Origin of the sequence: Acinetobacter sp. ANC 3903 (genome assembly GCF_002135315.1) — a bacterium.
Taxonomy (GTDB): domain Bacteria; phylum Pseudomonadota; class Gammaproteobacteria; order Pseudomonadales; family Moraxellaceae; genus Acinetobacter.
This window is the reverse complement of record NZ_NEGA01000017.1, coordinates 28,463-50,811: the sequence shown is the minus strand read 5'-3', so window position 1 is coordinate 50,811 and position 22,349 is coordinate 28,463. Positions and strand designations below refer to the sequence as shown.

Below are 22,349 nucleotides of genomic sequence, written 5' to 3'. Positions count from 1 at the left end.
AGTAATGTTATGGCTAAAAAACCAATTTATAAGTCACTTTATTTTCAAGTGATTGTTGCCATCATTTTAGGTGTGATTGTTGGGCATTTTTACCCAAGTTCATCTGTAATCGTTGACGGCGTTAAGCAAAGTGTTCCAGGCTTGGGCGAGCAATTAAAACCATTAGGTGATGCTTTCATTAAGCTCATCAAAATGATTATTGCACCGGTGATTTTCTGTACTGTGGTTAGCGGTATCGCAGGTATGGAAAGCATGAAATCTGTGGGTAAAACAGGTGGTATCGCACTGCTTTATTTTGAGATTGTCTCAACACTGGCATTAATTATCGGTTTGCTGGTGATTAATATTGCAAAACCGGGTGTGGGCATGAACATTGATCCTGCATCTTTAGATACTTCAGGTATCGCTAAGTATGTGGAATCCGGTGCTTCACAATCGACCGTTGATTTCTTTATGAACATCATCCCGAATACGGTGGTGGGTGCCTTTGCCGAAGGTGAAATTCTTCAAGTCCTTTTGTTTGCATTACTGTTTGGTTTCGCGTTACATAAATTGGGCGATGCAGGTAAACCGGTCCTTAAATTCATCGATCAAATTTCGCATGTATTCTTTAACATCGTAAATATGATCATGAAACTTGCACCTATTGGTGCGTTCGGTGCGATGGCATTTACGATTGGTAAATATGGTATTGGTTCACTGGCTCAGTTAGCTCAACTTATCATCTGTTTCTATATTACCTGTTTACTGTTTATCTTCATTGTATTGGGCAGTATTGCACGTTTCAGTGGTTTTAGTATCCTGAAAATGATTCGTATGATTCGTGAAGAACTCCTGATTGTACTGGGTACATCATCTTCTGAATCCGTACTTCCACGCATGTTGAAAAAACTGGAAATTGTCGGGTGTGAAAAATCAGTTGTGGGTCTGGTGATTCCTACCGGTTATTCATTTAACCTGGATGGTACTTCAATTTATTTAACCATGGCTGCAATCTTTATTGCACAGGCAACAAATACTCAGCTTGATTTAGCACATGAAATTACACTTTTAGCGGTGTTGTTGATCTCTTCTAAAGGTGCGGCAGGTGTAACAGGTTCTGGTTTTATTGTCATGGCGGCAACATTGTCTGCTGTAGGAAATATCCCTGTAGCAGGTCTGGCATTGATTCTGGGTATTGATCGCTTTATGTCTGAAGCACGTGCCTTGACGAATCTGGTCGGTAACTCATTGGCGACCATTGTCGTTGCAAAATGGGTGGGTCAATTAGATACAGTTAAATTAAATGAAGCATTAAACAATCCGGAAATGGTTGACCAAAAAATGCTGGAAGAAGCGGCTCAAACACACATTTAACCAATGCAGATTTAAAAAAGGAAGCTAAGGCTTCCTTTTTTATTGACCCTAAAGTCATAAAATATAAAGCTTATACGACATGACAGATACTTATAAAGTGAATAGCATGAGCAAGGGACAGAACTACAACAACTCAATATAAGGATGCTATATGTTGGCTTATGATGCTGATTTAGAATTATTCCGCGACAATTTCAAACGCTTTATGAATGAGCATATTGCTCCACATTATGAACAATGGGAACATGAAGGCATTATGCCGCGTTCAGTCTGGAATTTGCTGGGTGAAAACGGTTTCCTGTGTGTGGATGTACCTGAAGAATATGGTGGTTATGGGGTGCCGACCCATTATTCACTGATGCTGGTGGAAGAATCTGCCCGTGCTGGATTTAGCGCGCTATCCACCGGAATTTCCTGCCACTCTGAAATTGCGGCACCGTATATTTTGCATATTGGGACAGAAGAACAAAAGCAGTACTGGTTGCCAAAAATGGTGACAGGTGAAGTGGTAGGGGCGATTGGTATGACTGAACCAGGCGCAGGTTCGGATTTGCAGGCCATGCGTACCAATGCCATTTTGCAGGGAGATCACTATCTGCTGAATGGTTCCAAAACCTTTATTTCCAATGGTCAACATGCTGACCTGGTGGTATTGGCGGCTAAAACTGATCCGCAAGCACGGGCAAAAGGCGTGTCTTTATTACTTTTAGATACGCATCTGGACGGTTTTAAAAAGGGCACCAACCTCAACAAAATTGGTTTGCATTCACAAGATACTTCAGAACTGTTCTTCGATAATATCAAGGTGCCTAAAGATCAGTTGCTAGGGCAGGCAGGACAAGGTTTTGCCTATTTAATGCAGGAATTGCCGCGTGAGCGTACTGCCATTGCCGCAACGGCGATTGGCGCCATTCGTGGTTCGATTGATGTCACTATTGCTTATGTCAAAGAACGTCAGGCTTTTGGTCAGCCGATTAGCCAGTTCCAAAATACCCGTTTTGTTTTGGCACAGGCAAAAATAGATGAACAGGCGACTGCTGCATTTTATAACCAAAATGTTGAACTTTATATGCAAGGTAAACTGGATGTGGAAACAGCTGCAGCCTTAAAAAGTTTTGCAACCGACATGCAGATGAAAATAGCGGATAACCTGTTACAGCTGTTTGGTGGTTATGGCTATATGACGGAATATCCAATTTCACGTTTCTTTGTGGATGCGCGTATTCAGCGAATTTACGGTGGGACCAATGAAATTATGAAAGAGATTGTGGCGCGTAGTTTATTGGGCCGTTAATGATGGCATTGAAATGCAAAGCATGAAATAAAAGAAGTCGAAAAAGAACACCCTGAAAGCTGGACACCAGGTCTGACTTTAAAGGGTGTTTTTTATTGACTGAGCACCATTAAGCTTTCTTCTATAAACGCGGGTAAATCATCAGGAGAGCGTGATGAGATATACAGATTATTATCATTCACCACACCGACATCGTAATATACCGCACCGGCATTCACCAGATCCTTGGCGAGTGTTTTAATGGTGGTCATTAAGCGGCCTTTGACCACTTTGGCTGTAATCAGTAACTGCGGACCATAACAAATGCTTAAAATGGGTTTTTCTGCATGGGCAAATTTACGTACAAAATCCACGAAGCGGTCATCGCCACGGAGCCGGTCTGGAGAATAGCCACCCGGAATGAGCAAGGCATCAAAATCCTGCACCGACACATCATCTATACTTTGGTCAATAGTGACGGCCGATTTTCGCTTATGACCATAGACAATATTGCCTGCTTTGTTTTCAATATTTAAAATACTATGGCGTGCTGCACGAAAGGCTTGCACGGGTTCTGAATATTCGATATCTTCAAAATCATGGGTCACTAGAACGGCGATTCTTTTGGACATTATTGTTCTCCGAATTGCTTTGTTCACAGACTATAAATTAAACATTAAACTTTTGTGATGGAGTTTGGTAAAGGACTCTTGCATCTGTAAAATATCTGTAAATTTAGCTAGATGAGTGTTTTCAAGTATTTGTAAATATTAAAAAATTAAACTAAAAACTTTTGTTTCTACATGTGTCAAATGGTCAGCATGCAGAATTTTCCGATGATGGGTTTTGTCAATTATTTCAAAATGGCTGTGGATTTTTCAACTTTGTATGCGGTCAGATGGACTTGACCGCGTTTTGTGATGTTATTCATTGCGAGATGAAAAGCTATCGTGGCTATCCATGTTTGAAGCGACTCCTGAATCTGTTTATCTATAATCCCGATCATTGTTGCTGGCAGAACTTGAAGATACTCGACCAGAATCGCTTAATCGAATCTTTTAAAACAAGAAAAACGGCTAAAAATAACTCAGTATTAAGCGTTTTTAACGATGAGCTTATTTGCAAATACCGATAAATTTATTTAATGAAATGACATAAAATTGCGAGCCAGGTTGCTGAATTGAATATGTATAGCCCTGGTGTTTTTTTTAGCGAATTGGCAAAAGCTCAGCAATTTAAAATACTCAGGGCAAAACATGAGTAATAAATTGCTGATTAAATCAACTGTATGTTTTTAAGACTGAATCAATCAAAGTCTTATTGCGTAACATTTGAAAGCTAACTATTGTTATACTGTTTGCATAACGTTTTTGAAGGGCAACATAACAATGATCAACGACGATCAAAACACAACGACTTCTCTTGACCTTGCTCAAATCCGTGAGGATATTGACTCTGTAGATCAACAGATTCAACAGCTTATTAATCGACGAGCAAAATTGGCTGAAGCTGTCGCAAAGGCAAAATTTGCTGCTGAAGAGAATCCTTTGTTTTACCGTCCTGAACGTGAAGCACAAGTTTTACGCAATGTTATGCAGCGTAATGAAGGGCCGTTATCTGATGTGACCATGGCGCGTTTATTCCGTGAAATCATGTCTGCCTGTCTGGCATTGGAAGCGCCACAAAGTATTGCTTTCTTAGGTCCAGTCGGTACTTATACCCATTCAGCAGTACTGAAACATTTTGGTCAGGATGCGATTGTCCGTCCATTGCCAACCATCGATGAAGTATTCCGTGAAGTCGAAGCGGGTAGTGCACATTATGGTCTGGTGCCTGTAGAAAACTCATCTGAAGGTGTGGTGAACCATACTTTAGACTGTTTCAAATCGTCCCATTTAAACGTGATCGGTGAAGTGGAGCTGCGCATTCATCATCAGTTCCTGGTGTCATCCAATACCCGTAAAGACAGTATTAAACAGATTTATGCTCATCAGCAGACCTTGGCACAATGCCGAAAATGGTTAGATGCTCATTATCCGGGTGTTGAACGCGTTGCCCTCAGTTCAAATGCCGAAGCTGCACGCCGTATTCGCAATGAATGGCATTCCGCAGCGATTGCTTCAGAAGTGGCTGCCAATATTTATGATCTGGAAATCTTGCACAGCAATATTGAAGATAATCCGGAAAACACCACACGTTTCTTGGTGATTGGCCGTGAAAAAGTACCACCAAGTGGTAATGACAAAACTTCATTGCTGATTTCTGCACATGACCGTGCCGGTGCCTTGCTGGAAATTCTGGCGCCATTTGCAAAACACAATATTAGTCTAACCAGTATTGAAACCCGTCCTGCATTGCCTGAAAAATGGGCCTATGTTTTCTTCATTGACTTGGAAGGTCATGTTGATCAGGAAAACGTGAAAGCGGCAATTGAAGAAATTCGTCCTTTGGTGAAAGAAGTTCGTGTATTGGGTTCTTATCCGATTGCAGTTTTATAAATCACTCTGGTGATCGGCTTGATTTTTTAATTTTAGGCTGATCCCTTTTATCACTTGAAATAGCGGAAGAGTAACATGTCATTTGTCCCTGCCAATGAAGGCATCTCAAAGTTAAAGCCTTATCAACCAGGTAAACCTATTAGTGAACTTGAGCGTGAATTAGGGATTACTGATATTGTCAAATTGGCATCGAATGAAAACCCGTTGGGTTGTTCTGATAAGGTAAAACAAGCCGTGGCTGCTGAACTGGCAGAAATCGGACGTTATCCTGATGGTGGCGGTTTTATTTTAAAAGACCAGATTCAGGCACAATTTGGTGTAACTGCTGACCGTATTACTTTGGGTAATGGTTCAAACGACTTGCTGGAAATGTTTGCCCGCGCATTCGTTTCAGAAAAAGATTCTGTGATATATAGCCAGCATGCTTTTGCCGTATATGCTTTGGTGACTCAAGCGATTAATGCAGAAGCCATTGAAGTTCCTGCCAAAGGTTTTGCTCACGACTTGGATGCCATGGCAGCAGCAATTAAAGACAATACCAAACTGGTTTTTATTGCCAATCCAAATAACCCGACCGGAACCTGGTTTGAAGAAGCTGAATTTGAAGCCTTCATGCAAAAAGTACCGGCCAATGTGATTGTGGTTCTGGATGAAGCTTATGTGGAATATTTCCCGGAAAACTTCAACAGCCTGAAATTCTTAGAACAATATCCAAACATTATTGTCAGTCGTACCTTGTCTAAATGTTATGGTTTGGCTGCACTGCGTGTTGGTTTTGCCTTGGCATCGGCAGAAGTGACAGATTACCTGAACCGTATTCGTCAGCCGTTTAACGTGAACCATCTTGCTATGGTGGCTGCGGTTGCGGCACTGAAAGATGAAGACTTTATTGAGCAATCGCGTGAAGTGAACAAGGCGGGTATGGCTCAGCTGGAAGCTGGCTTTAAAGCATTAGGTCTAGATTATGTACCTTCACGTGCTAATTTTATTTTGGTGGATGTACAGGCTGATCCTGCACAGACCTTCAATGCATTGTTGAAAGAAGGCGTGATTGTGCGTCCTGTCGGTATTGCAAATCATCTGCGTGTATCGATTGGTACTGAAGCTGAAAATGCGAAGTTCCTGACAGCACTTGCCAAAGTCCTAGATTTGACCAGCAGTGTGGTAGAGGAAAAAGCTTAAGCCATGTCTCAGCCACTGTTTGAAAAAGTTGCCTTTATTGGACTTGGGCTGATTGGCTCAAGTCTGGCTCGTGTCATCATTGCTGAAAAACTGGCAAAGCAGATTGTTGCATCCACACGTTCGCAAAAAACGCTGGAAGATGCAAAAGCGCTTGGATTGATTCAGGAAGGCTATAGCAATCCTGTCGATGCAGTACAAGGTGCGGATTTGGTGGTGTTGGCTTTGCCTGTTCGTGCAACGCAAAAAGTGCTGGAAACCATTAAGCCTTATTTGTCAGAGAATACCATCATTACCGATGTGGGCAGTACCAAAGGTAATGTGGTGAATGCAGCCAAAGCCGTATATGGTGAAAACCTGCCGGCAGGTTTTGTTCCGGGTCATCCGATTGCGGGTGCGGAACATACTGGCGTGCATGCAGGTAAAGTCGATTTGTTTGCCAACCATAAAGTGATTTTAACACCGCTTCCAAGCAGTGCTGACTGGGCCGTGGATAAACTGGTTCAACTGTGGCAAGCTGCCAAAGCAGAAGTGATTTGTATGGATGTGGACAAGCATGATGAAGTGCTGGCCCATACCAGCCATCTTCCGCATTTGATGGCCTTTAACCTGGTTGAGCAGCTGGCGAATCGGGAAGATAATCTGGATATTTTCCGTTATGCCGCTGGTGGCTTTCGTGATTTTTCCCGAATCGCTGCGAGTGACCCGCAAATGTGGCATGACATCTTTTTTGCCAATAAAAAAGCAATTTTAAATGCAGTGGATGGCTTTGAGCAGCAACTAACTCAAATCCGCAAACTCATTGAAAATGAAGATTCCAACGCATTGATCGGATTGCTTGAACATGCTCAAGCGGCACGACAACACTTCAATCATATGCTCGCTAAAAAACCTTTGATGGAGAACGATAAAGTGACACAACAATTTACCATTTTGCCGGGTGATAAGACATTTAAAGGTAAATTTACCGTGCCAGGTGACAAATCTGTGTCACACCGCTCCATTATGTTTGGTGCGATTGCTGAAGGTACTACCCATGTTACCGGTTTTCTGGAAGGTGAAGATGCTTTGGCGACTTTGCAAGCTTTCCGTGATATGGGCGTAAGTATTGAAGGGCCTAAAAATGGTGAGGTAACTATTCATGGCGTCGGCATGAATGGCTTAAAAGCTCCTGCAAGTGCCCTGTACATGGGTAACTCGGGAACCTCCATGCGTCTGCTTTCGGGTATGTTGTGTGCTCAGAAGTTTGATTCTGTCATGACCGGTGATGCCTCATTGTCTAAACGTCCAATGGAACGTATTGCCAAACCTTTACGTGAAATGGGTGCGCAGATTCAGACTACAGGTGAACGTGGTACACCGCCAGTATCCATTAGCGGCAATCAGGCGCTTAAAGGCATTCATTACGACCTGCCTATGGCTTCTGCTCAGGTGAAATCAGGTATTTTATTGGCTGGTCTTTGGGCAGAAGGGGAAACATCGGTCACTGAACCTGAACCGACCCGTGACCACTCCGAACGTATGCTACGTGCTTTTGGTTATGAAGTGAAAACCGAGGGTAACCGTATTTCCCTGCAAGGTGGCGGGAAGTTGGTGGGTACTGACATTCAGGTACCATCTGATATTTCATCTGCTGCGTTCTTTATGGTGGGTGCTGCCATTACCGAAGGTTCAGATGTAACTCTGGAAGCGGTGGGGATTAACCCGACGCGTACTGGCGTGATTGAAATCCTAAAACAGATGGGTGCTGATTTAACGGTTGAAAACGAGCGTATTGCCGGTGGCGAACCAATTGCAGACATTCGTATTCGCGGAACTCGTACCCTAAAAGGTATTCATATGCCGGAAGATCAGGTCCCATTGGCGATTGATGAATTCCCGGCTTTATTTATTGCTGCAGCTTGTGCTGAAGGTCAAACCATTTTGACTGGAGCTGCAGAGCTTCGCGTAAAAGAATCTGACCGCATTCAGGTGATGGCAGATGGCTTGCAGACTATGGGCATTGACTGTACGCCAACTGATGATGGCATCATTATTGAGGGTAAGGGTAAGGCTGGTGACTGGTCTGCAATTTTCACAGGCGGTGAAATTGAATCGCATCATGACCACCGTATTGCCATGAGTTTCTCTATGGCTGGCTTACGGACTTCAGGTGCAATCAACATTGTCGGTACAGAAACGGTAGCAACTAGTTTCCCTACATTTACCGAATTAGCCAATCAGGCAGGTTTAGCGATTCAGGTCAGTGAATAATTAGTCTAATTTTGTGTATTTGTTAAACAACAGCCAAGCTTTTGCTTGGCTGTTTTGTTTTTATTGCTTATGCTAAAACCATACAACAATAATGTCTTTGGATACACAGATGAGAAAATTACAATTTACTGCAAACTGTGAAAAGCATAATCATGTGTCACAGCAAGCGAATGACTGTCATGTGACTCAGGAATATGTTGCGGATTTATTGTCTAAAGAACTGGGTCAATACGGTTTCCAGACCTTGTCGCAAAGTGGTGATCAGGTTGCGGTAAGTGTAGACAATCAATCCCTGCCATTATCTGTCACCTGCCAGAGTCGTGATGCAGAAGGGCATCTGGTCTGTGAGATTACTTCTTACCCAGCTGAAGATCAGGATTGGCTAGATCGTATTACGGAACAAAGTTTATTGAATCAATTGGCCCAAGCAGTAGAAAATACTTTAAAAGAAGATGAATCTTTTAGTGGCTTTACATGGAAAGGTTAAATATTTATTTTGACCCGATGAGTAAACCAAGAGGAGGGCTTAGCCTCCTCTTTTATTTGGAGCCATGCATAAACCACATATAAATGGATGCTCTATGCTGCTATTGTCAGCTTATTTATCTACAAGAAAGCGGGAGATAGCAATGCGTAATTGCTTTAAATATCCGGTAAAGAAATGATTTGCACCTGGTAAAACAGTAATTAAATGGCGTTGTGGTTTAGCCCATTGAATGAGATCAGATAACAGGGTTACATTATCTGCTTCACCATGAATAAATAAAATATCACCCTTAATATGTGGGGTTACATAGTGGCGAACACCTGCAACTGTTGTGGTCGGTAAACCACATAAAATGGTCTGTACAGGTTGTTGTTCAACAGGAAGCAAAGCATAGCATTTGGTCATTACATTCGCGCCAAAACTAAAGCCAGCTGCATAAAATGGCAGGTTTGAGTGTTGGTTACGTGCGTATTGAATCACGATCAAAGTATCTTTGGTTTCACCATTGCCTTCGTCATGTACTCCAGCACTTTGACCAGAACCGCGAAAACTTGGACGATAGACGACATAACCGCGCTCAAGAAACATCTGAGCAAGCAGCGCTGGCACTTTATGCTGTGGAGTACCGCCTTGTAAGGGGTGAGGGTGACATACAACCGCGAATCCTTTCACTTTCCCTTGAGGATAATCAACAAAAATTTCCAGTTGACCTGCAGGGCCTTGTATGAAAATTTGCTCGGACATGTAACTACCGATAAATAACAGGGAGAATAGGATATTTTAGCGATAATGTTCATTTAAAACACGAATTGGAAATAAGACAACGCTGCTGTTATAGTCTGTTTAATTGTTTTTTGACCAGGTTATTCATGCTTGCCTTAATTTCTCCAGCCAAGACTTTAGATTACGAATCTGCACTTCCAACCGATGCACATACACTGCCAAGATTGCTGGAACATTCACAAGAACTTGTAAATGTGAGTCGTAAGCTTTCTGCTGCAGATATCGCCAATTTAATGAGCGTGAGTGAAAAAATTGCCAAGTTGAATGTCGAGCGTTTTAATGATTGGCAGCCTGAGCTGAACTTTTCTAATGCACGTCAGGCTTTATTTGCCTTTAAGGGCGATGTATATACAGGTTTAGATGCCTATGCGCTTGGTGAGCAAGATATTGCATATGCACAGCAGCATTTGCGTATGTTGTCTGGACTTTATGGTTTGCTACGTCCTTTGGACTTGATGATGCCGTATCGTCTGGAAATGGGCACCAAACTTAAAAATCCACGTGGTCATCATCTTTATGATTTTTGGGACAATATCATTACCGATTTGATTAACCAGGATTTAGCCGAGGTGCACTCAGATCTATTGGTGAATCTTGCTTCGGATGAATATTACAAGTCGGTAAAACCAGGCAAAATTAAGGCGCAAATTATTAAGCCAGTGTTTCTGGACCAGAAAAATGGCAAATATAAAGTGATCAGCTTTTATGCCAAAAAAGCACGTGGCTTGATGGCACGCTATATTGTTGAGAATCGGTTGAACCATGCTGAAGATTTAAAATCGTTTAATCTGGATGGTTATTATTATGATGCTGAAAGTTCACTGAAGGGGGAGCTGGTCTTTAAGCGTGATGAACAGCAAGCCGCCTAAATGAGTCAGTAAGTAAAAAAAATCCCGATGAATTTTCGGGATTTTTTATAAAAAATAAATGTAATTTTGGATATTTTTTGCAATATGTTTTGTGTATTCTTTTGTTTAGTATTAGACAAAGTTTTTTGAATAATAAAATTTTGTTATGAAAAAATTATTGATTCCTATCTTTATTTTTGCAGTATTTATGCTGGGGTGTGTGGTTTATCACGACAATCAAATGAAAAAAAGACAGGAAGTAGATCAATTGATTCAGGATGCTCATCAGTCATTGAAGATAGTGAATAGCAATCCGAATAATGCTGCTTTAGGCTCGGTTGAAATTGTAGATATAGATTCTTCAGAGCTTTCGCAGGTAAAATACAAGCAGTTCTAGCGATTGAGTTTTTACTGTATGTTTGATAAATATTAACAAATAATTGAAATTTAATTAAAAATAAATTTTAGAAATAATAAAAAAGCATTGTGTTATAATTTGCCAAGATTTTAATAGAATCATTATATTTATATTGTAAGTGTCTGATTCTTTTTATCTAACTAGGCTGCATAAAAGTTATGCGGCTTTTTTGTTTACAGTTTCTGTCATTTGGCTATTTAATCGCCAGTGAAAACTTGTGCAAAATACTTGTTTTTGAATGGAAATATTGGCATATCCATTGCTTGGACATCTATAAACTTAATGGTGATTTGAGAAACGGATCATTAATTTTATAGCGTGCTCACGGCATAAAGTTTACTTACAGGGGTAAAGTCATGACGACTCCTAATCCATCTTCAGAGAATATGCTGGAACGCTTATTTAAGCTTAGCGAAAACAAAACCAGTTTTCGCACAGAGGTTCTTGCAGGTGTAACCACTTTTTTAACCATGTGTTACATCATTATTGTCAATCCAATGATTTTATCCGAAACCGGTATGGATCATGGGGCTGTCTTTGTTGCAACCTGTCTTGCAGCCGCAATTGGCTGTTTGGTGATGGGACTTGTTGCAAATTATCCGATTGCGCTCGCACCGGGTATGGGGCTGAATGCTTACTTTACCTATTCAGTATGTATGGGCATGGGGATACCTTGGCAAACGGCACTGGCTGCCGTGTTTGTCTCGGGGCTGGTGTTTATTGCCATCAGCATGTTCAAAATCCGTGAAGCGATTGTTAATGCCATTCCCATGTCGCTGAAATTCGCGATTGGCGGGGGTATTGGCTTATTCCTGGCTCTGATTGCATTAAAGAATTCAGGCATTATTGTCGATAATCCGGCAACGCTTGTAGGCTTGGGTGACTTGAAACAGCCGACAGTATTGCTGACCTTGCTTGGCTTCCTGATGATTGTGGTGATGCATCATTTTAAAGTCCGTGGTGCCATTATTATTAGTATTCTGGTCGTTACCGCTATTGCTACAGCAATGGGCTTGAACGAGTTTAAGGGCGTGGTGGGTGCCATTCCATCGATTGCTCCAACCTTCTTGCAAATGGACTTCCAGGGCTTATTCACTGCGAGCTTGGTGGGTGTCATCTTTGTATTCTTCCTGGTTGACCTATTTGATTCGACTGGTACTTTGGTTGGTGTTTCACATCGTGCCGGCCTGTTAAAAGATGGAAAATTACCGCGCTTGAAAAAAGCACTTTTTGCGGATTCAACTGCAATTGTGGCGGGTGCGGCATTGGGTACATCTTCAACCACACCTTATATTGAATCGTCTGCAGGTGTTGCTGCAGGTGGCCGTACCGGTTTGACCGCTGTAGTCGTTGCTGTGTTATTTGTACTGTGTTTATTTCTGGCACCTTTAGCGCAATCGGTTCCAGGTTTTGCTACAGCGCCAGCATTGTTGTTCGTGGGTGTGTTAATGATTCAAGGTATCGTCAACATTGAATGGGATGATATTACTGAAGCCGTTCCTGCTTTTTTAACCATCGTCTGCATGCCATTTACCTATTCAATTGCCGATGGTATTGCGATGGGCTTTATCAGCTACGCATTAATCAAGCTTTTAACAGGTAAAGCGAAAACTGTACCTTACATGGTTTGGATTGTTGCTGCACTTTGGGCCTTGAAATTTGCTGTATTTGGCGGCTAATTCACCCCCATCCAGAATAGGGTGTAAACTCGGTTTGCACCCTTTTTTATTTTTAGAGAAAGGTTTTATAAGGATAAGATATGAATCAAATCGAGCTGATTCAAGCGATGCCAAAAGCAGAGTTACACGTACATATTGAAGGTACTTTTGAGCCTGAGCTTATGTTCGAGATTGCTCAACGCAATCATATTAATATTCCGTATAAATCTGTTGAGGAAGTCAAACAGGCGTATAACTTCCACAATTTACAGTCTTTCCTCGACATCTATTATGCCGGTGCCAATGTACTGATTCATGAACAGGATTTTTATGATCTGGCCTGGGCCTATTTTGAAAAATGTGCTGCCGATAAAGTGGTGCATAGCGAAATGTTCTTTGACCCACAAACCCATACCGATCGTGGCATTGCTTTTGAAACTGTAATTAAGGGTTTAAAACGTGCCTGTGATGATGCACAAAGCAAATTGGGTATTAGCTCGCATTTGATTATGTGCTTCCTGCGTCATTTAAGCGAAGAAGCTGCATTTGAAACTTTAGCGCAAGCTTTGCCATTTAAAGATCGAATTATCGCTGTCGGGTTGGATTCAAGTGAAGTCGGCCATCCACCGGCTAAATTTGAACGCGTGTTTGCCAAAGCGCGTGAAGCAGGTTTCTTGGTGGTTGCACATGCCGGTGAAGAAGGACCTGCTGAATATGTATGGCAAGCTCTGGATCTGCTGCATGTGAACCGCGTGGACCATGGGGTACGCTCTGAAGAAGATCCAAAACTGATGCAACGTTTAATTGCCGAAAAAATGCCGTTAACCGTTTGTCCTTTAAGTAATTTAAAGCTTTGTGTGGTGGAGGATATGGCACAGCACAATATCCGTCGTCTATTGCAACAAGGCGTGCATGTGACAGTCAATTCAGATGATCCTTCATATTTTGGTGGATACATGAATGATAATTTCATTGCCATTACCCAAGCGCTGGATTTAACCAATGCGGAGCTTAAGCAGTTGGCTAAAAACTCGTTTGAAGCATCTTTTATTTCTGATGTAGAAAAACAAAAATGGGCTCAAGAGATTGATGCTTTGGTGTAATTGAGTCTTCTCAAATATGATTTTGATTCAACCGGTTCATTTATGGGGCGGTTGAATGCTTAGGTGTTAAAAATTAGGTTCTAATGTGAAAAAGAGTTTTTGCTGGATATTTGCTATCTGTTTATTGATTGGTTCGGTATCAGTTTTTGCAACGAATAAAAATCAGTCATTAACCCAAAAAATGCTGAAACCTGTGATTGAGCAAGGCTGCAAAAGTGAATTAAATGATTCAAAAATCTGGCAATCAGCAGCTTTTTTTATGAGTACAGAACGGCAAAATTCGGCACAAAAACAAATCTGTGGTTGCGTGAGCGAACATGCCTTGCAGGATATTTCAGCCAAAGAATTGGCTATGGCATCCATGAGTGAGTCGGCAAAAAATAGCCTGATTAAACAGGCGGTGATAAATAGTGTGAAAGGCTGTGCTCAAGACGCTTTGAAATAATGGATCGCTCTCAATTTAACTATAAAAAAACCGCATTGGTGTGTCACGAATGCGGTTTTTTTTATTGGGCATGAGCAGATTATTTTGCTTGGCGGGTCATGCTGCGCAAAATATTATCTTTATCAATAAAATGATGCTTTAATGCTGCTGCAATATGACCGATGATAAGTAAACCTGCGAACCAGGACAAATAAATGTGTACAGGTTTAACAATGGCTAACAGGTCAGGGTCTTCTTGTACCAAGCGTGGAATTTCAAATAAATATAAAACTGGTGCCGGATGTCCCGCACTCCAGCTAAACAAACAGCCGGTAATCGGTAGTGCCAGTAGCATTATGTATAGGGCTAAATGTCCCAGATGTGCCAAGACTTTCATAAAAGGTGACATGCTGTCGGGCAGTGCCGGAACAGGGTGGGTATAACGCCAAAAAATACGAATCAGGACCAGAAAGATAATGGTGGTGGCGATGTTCTTATGTAAGCTAATGACCTGACCTTTAAAGCTGCCATCGACCTCATAACTTAAAAAATTTCCGCTATAAAAACCAATGCCCCATGCGGCAATAAAAATAGCAGCCATGAGCCAATGCAGCATTTGCGCTGTACGCGTATAGTATTGTGATGTGTTGTTCATGTTATTTATACCAATATACCCACATGTCATTTTAAAAGTCTTCGTATGCTAATCAAATAACACATTCTTAAAAATGATGAATATAGAACGAAGCGTATATTTCTTGCAACACTGGAGAATTGCGTGTTTTTCAATCAAGCAAGATGAGTGGGGAAAATTCAGTTGAAATATACATTTCTTCCTTGGCTAAGTTTCGGCAAAATATGTGCAACAAATTTTATACCCAGGGATTAAGCTGTGAAAAAATTAATTGCAGTACTTGCACCTCTCGCTTTGGCTTTAACTGCTTGTGTAGCAACGGATACAACTACAGGTACAACATCTACTACGCAATCAGCAACTCAGCAGCTCGGCACTGCTGCAATTAAAATTGCCATTAATGCGAAATGTACGACTGAGTTGAATACTATTCCTGCTTGGCAGAATGCAACGAAATTAATGACTGCTACTCAAAAACAAAATATTCAGACTGAAATTTGTGGCTGTGTCAGTGACAAGGCACCACAAAGTGTAACAGCAGTCGATTTGGCTACAGCTGCAATTGATCCGGCAGCGCGCAATACCATTGTTTCAAATGCAGTGACTAAAACCATTAATGCTTGTGTTGCTGAAGCTGTGAAATAATACAGATTAAATTCGTGTTAAAATTAAAAGAGGCTGATGTTATTCAGCCTCTTTTTTTTGTAGGTAAAGCGTTGATGAAAATTGCGGGTGTAGATGAAGCGGGGCGTGGTCCCTTGGTTGGTTCTGTGGTTGCGGCTGCGGTAATTTTAGATCCCAATAATCCGATTGAAGGTTTGAATGACTCTAAAAAACTCAGCGAAAAAAAGCGTGAAAAATTATTTATAGAAATACAAGAGAAAGCCTTGGCCTGGGCCATTGCTGAAGCCAGTCATGAAGAAATAGATGAGATCAATATTCTCCAGGCATCTTTGTTGGCTATGCGCCGTGCTGTAGAAGCTTTGCAGCTTCAGCCAGAGCATGTACTGGTTGATGGTAATAAAGTCCCACAAGGCTTAGCGATGAGCTGTGATGCGGTGGTGGGAGGGGATGCGCTGCATGCAGAAATTTCTGCAGCCAGTATTCTGGCAAAAGTAACCCGTGACCGTGAAATGGTGGTGCTGGATCAGCAATATCCGCACTTTGGTTTTGCCAAACACAAGGGTTATCCAACCAAAGCCCATTTTGAAGCCATTGCTGAACATGGTGTGATTGATCAGCATCGCCGTAGTTATGCACCGGTTAAAAAGGCTTTGGCCTTGCTGGAATAGAAATAACCCGTAGAGTAGATAAATTTAAAGCGGCTATATAGCCGCTTTATTAGAACAATCTTTAAAAATGTTTAACGATTAAAGTCATTCTGGGTATTCTGTGGGAAATTATCTTCTTCAAAAGAAGGCTGATAATCCTGATCAAGGTGTTGCAGGTGTTCGTGCATAGCGCGCTCATGTTGAATTCGTTGATAAATTTCTTCACGATGAACAGATACTTCTTTTGGAGCATTTACGCCAATACGAACCTGATTACCTTTTACGCCAAGCACAGTTACACTGACTTGATCCCCAATCATTAATGTTTCACCGACACGTCGGGTTAGAATCAGCATGTTTATCTCCTTGCAAAACGCTAAACGTGCAATTGATTTTAAATTTTAAAAAACACAACCTTATACTAATAAAATATTAACAGAATGAATCCCTCAAAAGCTTAACAGGATACATTTCATTAATATTTTAAAATCCTCGGTTTCAAATATAACAGAGCCACTATAAAAAAAACTATAGTGGCTCTGTTCTTTTTGTCGTATTTCGCAAATTTTGTTCAACAATGATCAGAAATTTGCTACTACAAATTAAGCACGCGCGCTTGATTCGCCAGATTCACGGTCTAAACCGAAAGCCGTGTGAAGAGTGCGTACAGCAAGTTCTAAATAATTTTCTTCAATGATCACAGAAATTTTGATTTCTGAAGTTGAAATCATCAAGATGTTAATGCCTTCTTCAGCTAGAGCAGTAAACATTTTGCTGGCCACGCCAGCATGCGAGCGCATACCTACACCTACGATCGATACTTTAACGATGTCTGAACGAGTCGCAACTTCACGTGCACCAATTTCTTTCGCAGTTTGCTCCAGAATTGTTTTTGCTTTAGTGAACTCACCACGGTTGACCGTGAAAGTGAAGTCAGTGGTACCATCTTCTTCCACATTCTGGATGATCATGTCGACTTCGATATTCGCTGCACCGATTGGCGCCAGGATTTTGGATGCAATGCCAGGCAGGTCAGGCACGCCCAAAATAGTCAATTTTGCTTCGTCACGGTTAAACGCGATACCAGAGATAATTGGCTGTTCCATGTTGTCTTCCAATTCAGTAGTAATAAGAGTTCCGACGTTGTTTTTGAAGTCTTCGTCAAATGCGCCATCATCGTCGTTATCGAAGCTTGATAGTACGCGTAAAGGTACCTGATATTTACCGGCAAATTCAACTGAACGGATTTGCAGGACTTTAGAACCAAGTGATGCCATTTCCAGCATTTCTTCAAAAGAAATACGATCAACTTTTTTCGCTTTTGGTGCAACGCGTGGGTCGGTGGTATAAACACCATCCACGTCTGTATAAATTTGGCATTCATCCGCTTTGAGCGCAGCTGCAAGTGCTACACCAGAAGTATCTGAACCGCCACGACCTAAAGTGGTTGTGTTGCCAAATTCGTCAAAACCTTGGAAACCGGCAACCACAAGTACACGGCCTGCATCGAGGTTTTCAGTTAATACGTCAGTATCAATCGATTCAATGCGGGCTTTATTAAATGCGCTGTCGGTTTTAATGCCAACCTGGCGACCAGTGAGTGATTTTGCTTCTACTCCAATGGAGTTAAGCGCCATCGCTAACATAGAAATCGTAACCTGTTCACCTGTAGACACCATCTGGTCTAATTCACGTGGATCAGGGGTTTCGGTAATGGCCTTCGCTAAAGCAAGCAGACGATTGGTTTCGCCACTCATTGCTGATACAACAACCACTACCTTGTGGCCGTGGTCATGCCAGCGCTTTACACGACGAGCAACATTTAAAATGCGCTCGGGAGTACCCATTGAGGTACCGCCATATTTTTGAACGATTAATGCCATAGTTGTTCCATAAAAGCCATGATCCTGAATTACCTTTTCAGGATCAGTTACACAAAAAGTGAAGTTTTATTTTGCTTCAAGCCAAGCAGTTAAATCTGCCATCACTGTTGCAAACTTCTCGTTAAGTGGCGCGCCACCTTGTGCCAAATCAGGTTTACCACCACCTTTACCACCCAGCTCGGTAGCCAAGTGTTTGATGATGTCACCTGCTTTAATATTTGCAGTAAAGTCTTTTGCTACAGAAGCAAGAAGGCTAACTTTGTCGCCCTCTACAGCTGCAAGAACAATCACTGCGTTGTCTAATTTAGACTTCACACCGTCATGCAGGTTACGAAGCGATTTTGCATCCATACCTTGAACAGTGGTAATAAGTGTTGAACGACCAGCAATAGTTTGAACTTGGCTTAAAAGTTCAGCTGCCTGGAAGTTCGCCAATTTTTGGTTCAACTGCTCAATCTGTTTTTGCAATTGATGTGCAGTTTCAACAATTGCTTCAACTTTTTCAATCGTTTGATCTTTTTGTGCTTTTAACACGCTGTTGATGTGCTGAATATCGCTATCCGCTTTTTGTACGACTTCAACCGCTTTAGTACCGGTTACCGCTTCAATACGACGTACACCTGCGGCAACACCACCTTCAGAAGTGATTTTAAACAGACCGATATCACCGGTGCGTTTAACGTGAATACCACCACACAGTTCAATCGAGAAGTTTTTCTCCTCCTTGATTGAACCCATAGAAAGTACACGAACTTCGTCACCATATTTTTCACCGAACAACATCATCGCGCCTTTTTCTTTGGCAGCTTCGATGTCTAAAAGTTCAGTAGAAACAGCAGTGTTGGCAATCACTTCACGGTTTACAATACGTTCAACTTGTTGTAGCTGTTCGAAAGTTACCGGCTGATCATTGGCAAAGTCAAAGCGTAAGATGTCAGAAGCAACCAATGAGCCTTTTTGTTGTACATGTGCGCCGAGCACTTGGCGAAGGGCAGCATGCAACAAGTGAGTTGCAGAGTGGTTGCGTGCAGTTGCTTCACGAATGTCTGCTTTTACAATAGCTTCAACAGATTGAGTGGCTTTTAAGCTACCCATGGTCACGATACCTTGGTGAACAAAAGCGCCACCAGATTTCTTGGTATCCTGAACTTCGAAGATACCGGTATCATTTTTGAAGATCCCTGTATCACCGATCTGACCACCGCTTTCTGCATAGAAAGGCGTTTGGTTCAATACAATCAGCGCTTCGTCGCCTTCATGAACTTCTTCAACCTGTTTGCCATCTTTGTAGATTGCAACAATTTGACCTTGGGCTTGAGTGGCTTCATAACCTTCAAACTGGGTTTCATCTTCAACTTTTACAATGCTGTTGTAGTCGATGGTAAATTTACCTGCATCACGTGCACGTTGACGTTGTGCAGCCATTTCAACTTCAAAACCAGCTTCATCAATAGTGAGGTCACGTTCGCGTGCGATGTCAGCAGTCAAGTCAGTCGGGAAGCCGTAAGTATCGTACAGTTTGAATACTGTTGCGCCCGGAATCATTGAACCTTTCAATTGCGCCAATTCGCCTTCAAGCAATTTCAAACCTTGCTCAAGTGTTTTAGCAAATTGTTCTTCTTCTTTCAGAAGCTGTGCTTCGATACGTGCCTGGTTAGCCGCAAGTTCAGGATATGCAGCACCCATCACATCAATCAAAGGTTGCAACATTTTGTAGAAGAATGAACCAGTCGCACCCAATTTGTTACCGTGACGAACTGCGCGGCGGATGATACGACGTAGCACATAACCACGTCCTTCGTTAGAAGGGTTCACGCCATCTGCAATCAGGAAGCAGCATGAGCGTGCATGATCGGCAACTACTTTAAGAGAAGCAGGGTATTCCACTGGTTTGTTTGCAGCTTTTGCAGCAGCTTCAATTTCAGTGGTATCTAGACCAATGATTTCAGCAGCACCTTTTAATACATGCTGGAATAGATCGATTTCGTAGTTTGAGTTCACATGTTGTAGAACTGCAGAAATACGTTCTAAGCCCATACCTGTATCTACAGAAGGCGCTGGAAGAGGGTGAAGCACGCCATCAGCAGTACGGTTGAACTGCATAAATACGTTGTTCCAAATTTCAATGAAACGGTCGCCATCTTCTTCAGGAGTACCCGGTAAGCCACCCCAGATGTGCTCGCCATGGTCAAAGAAAATTTCAGAACATGGACCACAAGGACCAGTGTCACCCATAGCCCAGAAGTTATCTGATGCGTATTTTTCGCCTTTGTTATCGCCAATGCGGATAATGCGGCTAGCATCTAGACCAATTTCTTTATTCCAGATGTCAAATGCTTCATCATCTGTGTGGTAAACAGTGGCATAGAGTTTATCTTTAGGCAGCGCTAACCATTTATCGCCAGTTAAGAAATCCCAGGCAAATTTGATGGCATCACGCTTGAAGTAGTCACCAAAAGAGAAGTTACCTAACATTTCAAAAAAGGTATGGTGACGTGCAGTATAACCAACGTTGTCTAAGTCGTTGTGTTTACCACCGGCACGTACACATTTTTGTGAAGATGTTGCGCGAACATAATCACGTTTTTCAAGACCGAGGAAGCAGTCTTTGAACTGGTTCATACCAGCGTTGGTGAACAATAATGTTGGGTCGTTGGCAGGAACCAGAGAACTCGACGCGACACGTGTATGCCCTTGCGATTCAAAATAGCTTAAAAAAGCTTCGCGAATTTCAGCTGATGTCATAAAACGAGTACTCACAACCAAGTCACTCCATAAATCTTGTATTTGGCTAATAGCATGTCAAGCAAGTCTTACTTTTATAAAGCTGGCTTGAGATACTGGCTTAAAATTTTAAAACGCTAAAGTATAACGGAAAAAGCCGCATGCACCAATCACTTTCAGGCGAATTAATCACAATTCTATTTAAGCTGTATTTAGGTTTCTTACATTCAATTTATAAGCTAAATGCAGGTATAGGCATAAGATATAAAATAAATGAAAAGTGAAGTAAATATTTTGAAGTAGACTGGTCTTAATAAAATTTGAGGCAAAATAAGCAGGCTGAAACCCTTATTGCTTAGATATTTCATAAATACACCAGCAGAAATGGTATCGGTATCTGGTTAAAATCCATTAACATAGAGCGGTGTTTACATCTACCCAAGAGTTAAGGATATCTAATGCAACGAGTAGCCATTAATGGTTTCGGGCGAATTGGTCGCAATGTATTACGGGCTTGGTTTGAAAATCCTAAAGATTTTCATTTTGATATCGTGGCCATTAACGATATTGCAGATGTAGAGACGCTGGTTCACTTATTCAAATACGACAGCACGCATGGCCGCTTTAAGGGCAAGGTCGAAGTACTTTTGCAAGATGAGCAGATTTTTTTACATATTTCGGCCGGACTGGCGCAATTAAAAGTACAGGTCTTTTGTCAGCAACAGCCTGAAAGCCTGCCTTGGAATGATTTGAATATTGACGTGGTGCTGGAGTGTACCGGTTTATTCCGTTCGCGTGCAGCAGCAACAGGCCATATTAGCGCAGGCGCAAAACGGGTTATTATTGGCGCTGCACCTTTTGACAGTGTGGATGCGGCCATTGTGTATGGGGTAAACCATCACGAAGTTAAAGCCACAGACCAGATTATTTCCAGTGTATCCTGTACCACACAAGCCTTGGTTCCTTTAGTTAAAATTATTGATGATGCTTTTGGCATTGATACAGCACTAATGACAGAAATCCATGCAGTGACGGCAGATCAATCGGTATTGGATCATGCACACCGTGATTTACGTCGTGCCCGTGCTTCAGGTCACAATATTATCCCTACCACATCTTCGGCACTGGCTGCATTAAAACGGGTGATGCCGAAAATGGAAGAACGGATAGATGGATATTCCATACGTGTACCGACTATTAATGTTGCTGCCATTGACCTCACTTTTGTTGCACAGTCGCATATTACCGCCCATAAAATTAATGAGATATTGATCAAGTCGGCGCGTCAGGAGTATGCGGAAATTATGGATGTCACTGATGAACCGCTGGTTTCATCCGATTTTAATCATTCGCCTTATTCGTTGATTGTGGATTTGAGCCAAACCATGGTGGTTGGACATCAGGCCAAAGTTTTTGCCTGGTATGACAACGAATGGGGTTATGCCAATCGCTTGCTGGATTTATGTGAGTCATTTACCCGATAAATAATCCAAGCCTTTATTTAAAGATGATTGTGAGTGAGATGAGTTTTTTCATCTTGCTACTTTTAAAAGTGAT

Annotated in this window: 20 protein-coding genes; 14 read left to right on the top strand and 6 right to left on the bottom strand. The window is 41.9% G+C overall.

The window, feature by feature from the left end; genetic code table 11:
* The first annotated feature begins 9 nt into the window (after positions 1-9).
* A complete protein-coding gene (locus B9T29_RS13150) occupies positions 10-1,356 on the top strand; it encodes a dicarboxylate/amino acid:cation symporter (protein ID WP_086176351.1) in 1,347 nt (448 codons plus the stop codon).
* A 151-nt stretch (positions 1,357-1,507) separates the two neighbouring features.
* A complete protein-coding gene (locus B9T29_RS13145) occupies positions 1,508-2,650 on the top strand; it encodes an acyl-CoA dehydrogenase family protein (RefSeq protein ID WP_086176350.1) in 1,143 nt (380 codons plus the stop codon).
* A 92-nt stretch (positions 2,651-2,742) separates the two neighbouring features.
* Here B9T29_RS13145 and B9T29_RS13140 read toward each other — a convergent pair whose 3' ends face one another.
* Entirely contained in the window at positions 2,743-3,261 is a 519-nt protein-coding gene (locus B9T29_RS13140) for a type 1 glutamine amidotransferase domain-containing protein (protein ID WP_086176349.1), read from the bottom strand.
* A gap of 756 nt (positions 3,262-4,017) precedes the next feature.
* Between B9T29_RS13140 and pheA the strand changes: the two genes are divergently transcribed.
* From pheA to B9T29_RS13120, 4 genes are all read left to right on the top strand, one after another.
* The gene (pheA, locus tag B9T29_RS13135) at positions 4,018-5,127 is read left to right on the top strand and encodes a prephenate dehydratase (RefSeq protein WP_086176348.1); all 1,110 of its coding nucleotides are present in this window, start codon (positions 4,018-4,020) and stop codon (positions 5,125-5,127) included.
* Positions 5,128-5,202: 75 nt separating this feature from the next.
* The gene (gene hisC / locus B9T29_RS13130; RefSeq protein WP_086176347.1) at positions 5,203-6,309 is read left to right on the top strand and encodes a histidinol-phosphate transaminase; all 1,107 of its coding nucleotides are present in this window, start codon (positions 5,203-5,205) and stop codon (positions 6,307-6,309) included.
* Positions 6,310-6,312: 3 nt separating this feature from the next.
* Positions 6,313-8,559 carry a bifunctional prephenate dehydrogenase/3-phosphoshikimate 1-carboxyvinyltransferase gene (locus B9T29_RS13125; protein WP_086176346.1) on the top strand — a complete coding sequence of 749 codons (2,247 nt, stop codon included), beginning with the start codon at positions 6,313-6,315 and terminating at the stop codon, positions 8,557-8,559.
* Positions 8,560-8,668: 109 nt separating this feature from the next.
* Positions 8,669-9,046 (top strand): hypothetical protein, encoded by a 378-nt coding sequence (locus B9T29_RS13120; protein ID WP_086176345.1) that lies wholly within the window; start codon positions 8,669-8,671, stop codon positions 9,044-9,046.
* Between the two features lie 111 nt (positions 9,047-9,157).
* Here the strand turns inward: B9T29_RS13120 and B9T29_RS13115 are convergent, their stop codons facing one another.
* Complete coding sequence (locus tag B9T29_RS13115) at positions 9,158-9,790, bottom strand: alpha/beta hydrolase (RefSeq protein WP_086176344.1); 633 nt, start codon at positions 9,788-9,790, stop codon at positions 9,158-9,160.
* A gap of 125 nt (positions 9,791-9,915) precedes the next feature.
* On the opposite strand from B9T29_RS13115, the gene yaaA reads away from it, so the two are divergent.
* The 5 genes from yaaA to B9T29_RS13090 all read left to right on the top strand — a co-directional run bounded on the left by yaaA (position 9,916) and on the right by B9T29_RS13090 (position 14,301).
* Positions 9,916-10,698 (top strand): peroxide stress protein YaaA, encoded by a 783-nt coding sequence (gene yaaA / locus B9T29_RS13110; protein ID WP_086176343.1) that lies wholly within the window; start codon positions 9,916-9,918, stop codon positions 10,696-10,698.
* Positions 10,699-10,843: 145 nt separating this feature from the next.
* The gene (locus B9T29_RS13105) at positions 10,844-11,074 is read left to right on the top strand and encodes a hypothetical protein (protein WP_086176342.1); all 231 of its coding nucleotides are present in this window, start codon (positions 10,844-10,846) and stop codon (positions 11,072-11,074) included.
* A 377-nt stretch (positions 11,075-11,451) separates the two neighbouring features.
* Positions 11,452-12,774, top strand: coding sequence for an NCS2 family permease (locus B9T29_RS13100; protein ID WP_086176341.1), 1,323 nt, complete (start codon positions 11,452-11,454; stop codon positions 12,772-12,774).
* 80 nt (positions 12,775-12,854) lie between these two features.
* On the top strand, positions 12,855-13,856 hold the full coding sequence (locus B9T29_RS13095; protein WP_086176340.1) for an adenosine deaminase: 1,002 nt from the start codon (positions 12,855-12,857) through the stop codon (positions 13,854-13,856).
* An 85-nt stretch (positions 13,857-13,941) separates the two neighbouring features.
* Entirely contained in the window at positions 13,942-14,301 is a 360-nt protein-coding gene (locus tag B9T29_RS13090; protein ID WP_086176339.1) for a hypothetical protein, read from the top strand.
* A gap of 79 nt (positions 14,302-14,380) precedes the next feature.
* Here the strand turns inward: B9T29_RS13090 and B9T29_RS13085 are convergent, their stop codons facing one another.
* The gene (locus tag B9T29_RS13085) at positions 14,381-14,935 is read right to left on the bottom strand and encodes a cytochrome b (protein WP_086176338.1); all 555 of its coding nucleotides are present in this window, start codon (positions 14,933-14,935) and stop codon (positions 14,381-14,383) included.
* 237 nt (positions 14,936-15,172) lie between these two features.
* Here B9T29_RS13085 and B9T29_RS13080 point away from each other — a divergent pair, with 237 nt between their 5' ends.
* Both B9T29_RS13080 and rnhB read left to right on the top strand, forming a co-directional pair.
* Positions 15,173-15,559 (top strand): hypothetical protein, encoded by a 387-nt coding sequence (locus B9T29_RS13080; protein WP_086176337.1) that lies wholly within the window; start codon positions 15,173-15,175, stop codon positions 15,557-15,559.
* 74 nt (positions 15,560-15,633) lie between these two features.
* Positions 15,634-16,206: a ribonuclease HII gene (gene rnhB / locus B9T29_RS13075; protein WP_086176377.1), complete on the top strand. Its 573-nt coding sequence runs from the start codon at positions 15,634-15,636 to the stop codon at positions 16,204-16,206.
* Positions 16,207-16,277: 71 nt separating this feature from the next.
* Here rnhB and csrA read toward each other — a convergent pair whose 3' ends face one another.
* From csrA to alaS, 3 genes are all read right to left on the bottom strand, one after another.
* A complete protein-coding gene (gene csrA, locus B9T29_RS13070) occupies positions 16,278-16,541 on the bottom strand; it encodes a carbon storage regulator CsrA (protein WP_067723263.1) in 264 nt (87 codons plus the stop codon).
* Positions 16,542-16,787: 246 nt separating this feature from the next.
* Positions 16,788-18,068, bottom strand: coding sequence for an aspartate kinase (locus tag B9T29_RS13065; RefSeq protein ID WP_086176336.1), 1,281 nt, complete (start codon positions 18,066-18,068; stop codon positions 16,788-16,790).
* Positions 18,069-18,134: 66 nt separating this feature from the next.
* Positions 18,135-20,828, bottom strand: coding sequence for an alanine--tRNA ligase (gene alaS / locus B9T29_RS13060; RefSeq protein WP_171264056.1), 2,694 nt, complete (start codon positions 20,826-20,828; stop codon positions 18,135-18,137).
* Between the two features lie 422 nt (positions 20,829-21,250).
* Between alaS and B9T29_RS13055 the strand changes: the two genes are divergently transcribed.
* On the top strand, positions 21,251-22,276 hold the full coding sequence (locus B9T29_RS13055; RefSeq protein ID WP_086176334.1) for a type I glyceraldehyde-3-phosphate dehydrogenase: 1,026 nt from the start codon (positions 21,251-21,253) through the stop codon (positions 22,274-22,276).
* Positions 22,277-22,349 lie beyond the last annotated feature (73 nt).

What these genes read in the sequence shown, in the direction of transcription:
- B9T29_RS13150 (WP_086176351.1), top strand. Translation starts at nt 10, where the DNA reads ATGGCTAAAAAACCAATTTATAAGTCACTTTATTTTCAAGTGATTGTT.
- B9T29_RS13145 (WP_086176350.1), top strand. Translation starts at nt 1,508, where the DNA reads ATGTTGGCTTATGATGCTGATTTAGAATTATTCCGCGACAATTTCAAA.
- B9T29_RS13140 (WP_086176349.1), bottom strand. Translation starts at nt 3,261, where the DNA reads ATGTCCAAAAGAATCGCCGTTCTAGTGACCCATGATTTTGAAGATATC.
- pheA (WP_086176348.1), top strand. Translation starts at nt 4,018, where the DNA reads ATGATCAACGACGATCAAAACACAACGACTTCTCTTGACCTTGCTCAA.
- hisC (WP_086176347.1), top strand. Translation starts at nt 5,203, where the DNA reads ATGTCATTTGTCCCTGCCAATGAAGGCATCTCAAAGTTAAAGCCTTAT.
- B9T29_RS13125 (WP_086176346.1), top strand. Translation starts at nt 6,313, where the DNA reads ATGTCTCAGCCACTGTTTGAAAAAGTTGCCTTTATTGGACTTGGGCTG.
- B9T29_RS13120 (WP_086176345.1), top strand. Translation starts at nt 8,669, where the DNA reads ATGAGAAAATTACAATTTACTGCAAACTGTGAAAAGCATAATCATGTG.
- B9T29_RS13115 (WP_086176344.1), bottom strand. Translation starts at nt 9,790, where the DNA reads ATGTCCGAGCAAATTTTCATACAAGGCCCTGCAGGTCAACTGGAAATT.
- yaaA (WP_086176343.1), top strand. Translation starts at nt 9,916, where the DNA reads ATGCTTGCCTTAATTTCTCCAGCCAAGACTTTAGATTACGAATCTGCA.
- B9T29_RS13105 (WP_086176342.1), top strand. Translation starts at nt 10,844, where the DNA reads ATGAAAAAATTATTGATTCCTATCTTTATTTTTGCAGTATTTATGCTG.
- B9T29_RS13100 (WP_086176341.1), top strand. Translation starts at nt 11,452, where the DNA reads ATGACGACTCCTAATCCATCTTCAGAGAATATGCTGGAACGCTTATTT.
- B9T29_RS13095 (WP_086176340.1), top strand. Translation starts at nt 12,855, where the DNA reads ATGAATCAAATCGAGCTGATTCAAGCGATGCCAAAAGCAGAGTTACAC.
- B9T29_RS13085 (WP_086176338.1), bottom strand. Translation starts at nt 14,935, where the DNA reads ATGAACAACACATCACAATACTATACGCGTACAGCGCAAATGCTGCAT.
- rnhB (WP_086176377.1), top strand. Translation starts at nt 15,634, where the DNA reads ATGAAAATTGCGGGTGTAGATGAAGCGGGGCGTGGTCCCTTGGTTGGT.
- csrA (WP_067723263.1), bottom strand. Translation starts at nt 16,541, where the DNA reads ATGCTGATTCTAACCCGACGTGTCGGTGAAACATTAATGATTGGGGAT.
- B9T29_RS13065 (WP_086176336.1), bottom strand. Translation starts at nt 18,068, where the DNA reads ATGGCATTAATCGTTCAAAAATATGGCGGTACCTCAATGGGTACTCCC.
- B9T29_RS13055 (WP_086176334.1), top strand. Translation starts at nt 21,251, where the DNA reads ATGCAACGAGTAGCCATTAATGGTTTCGGGCGAATTGGTCGCAATGTA.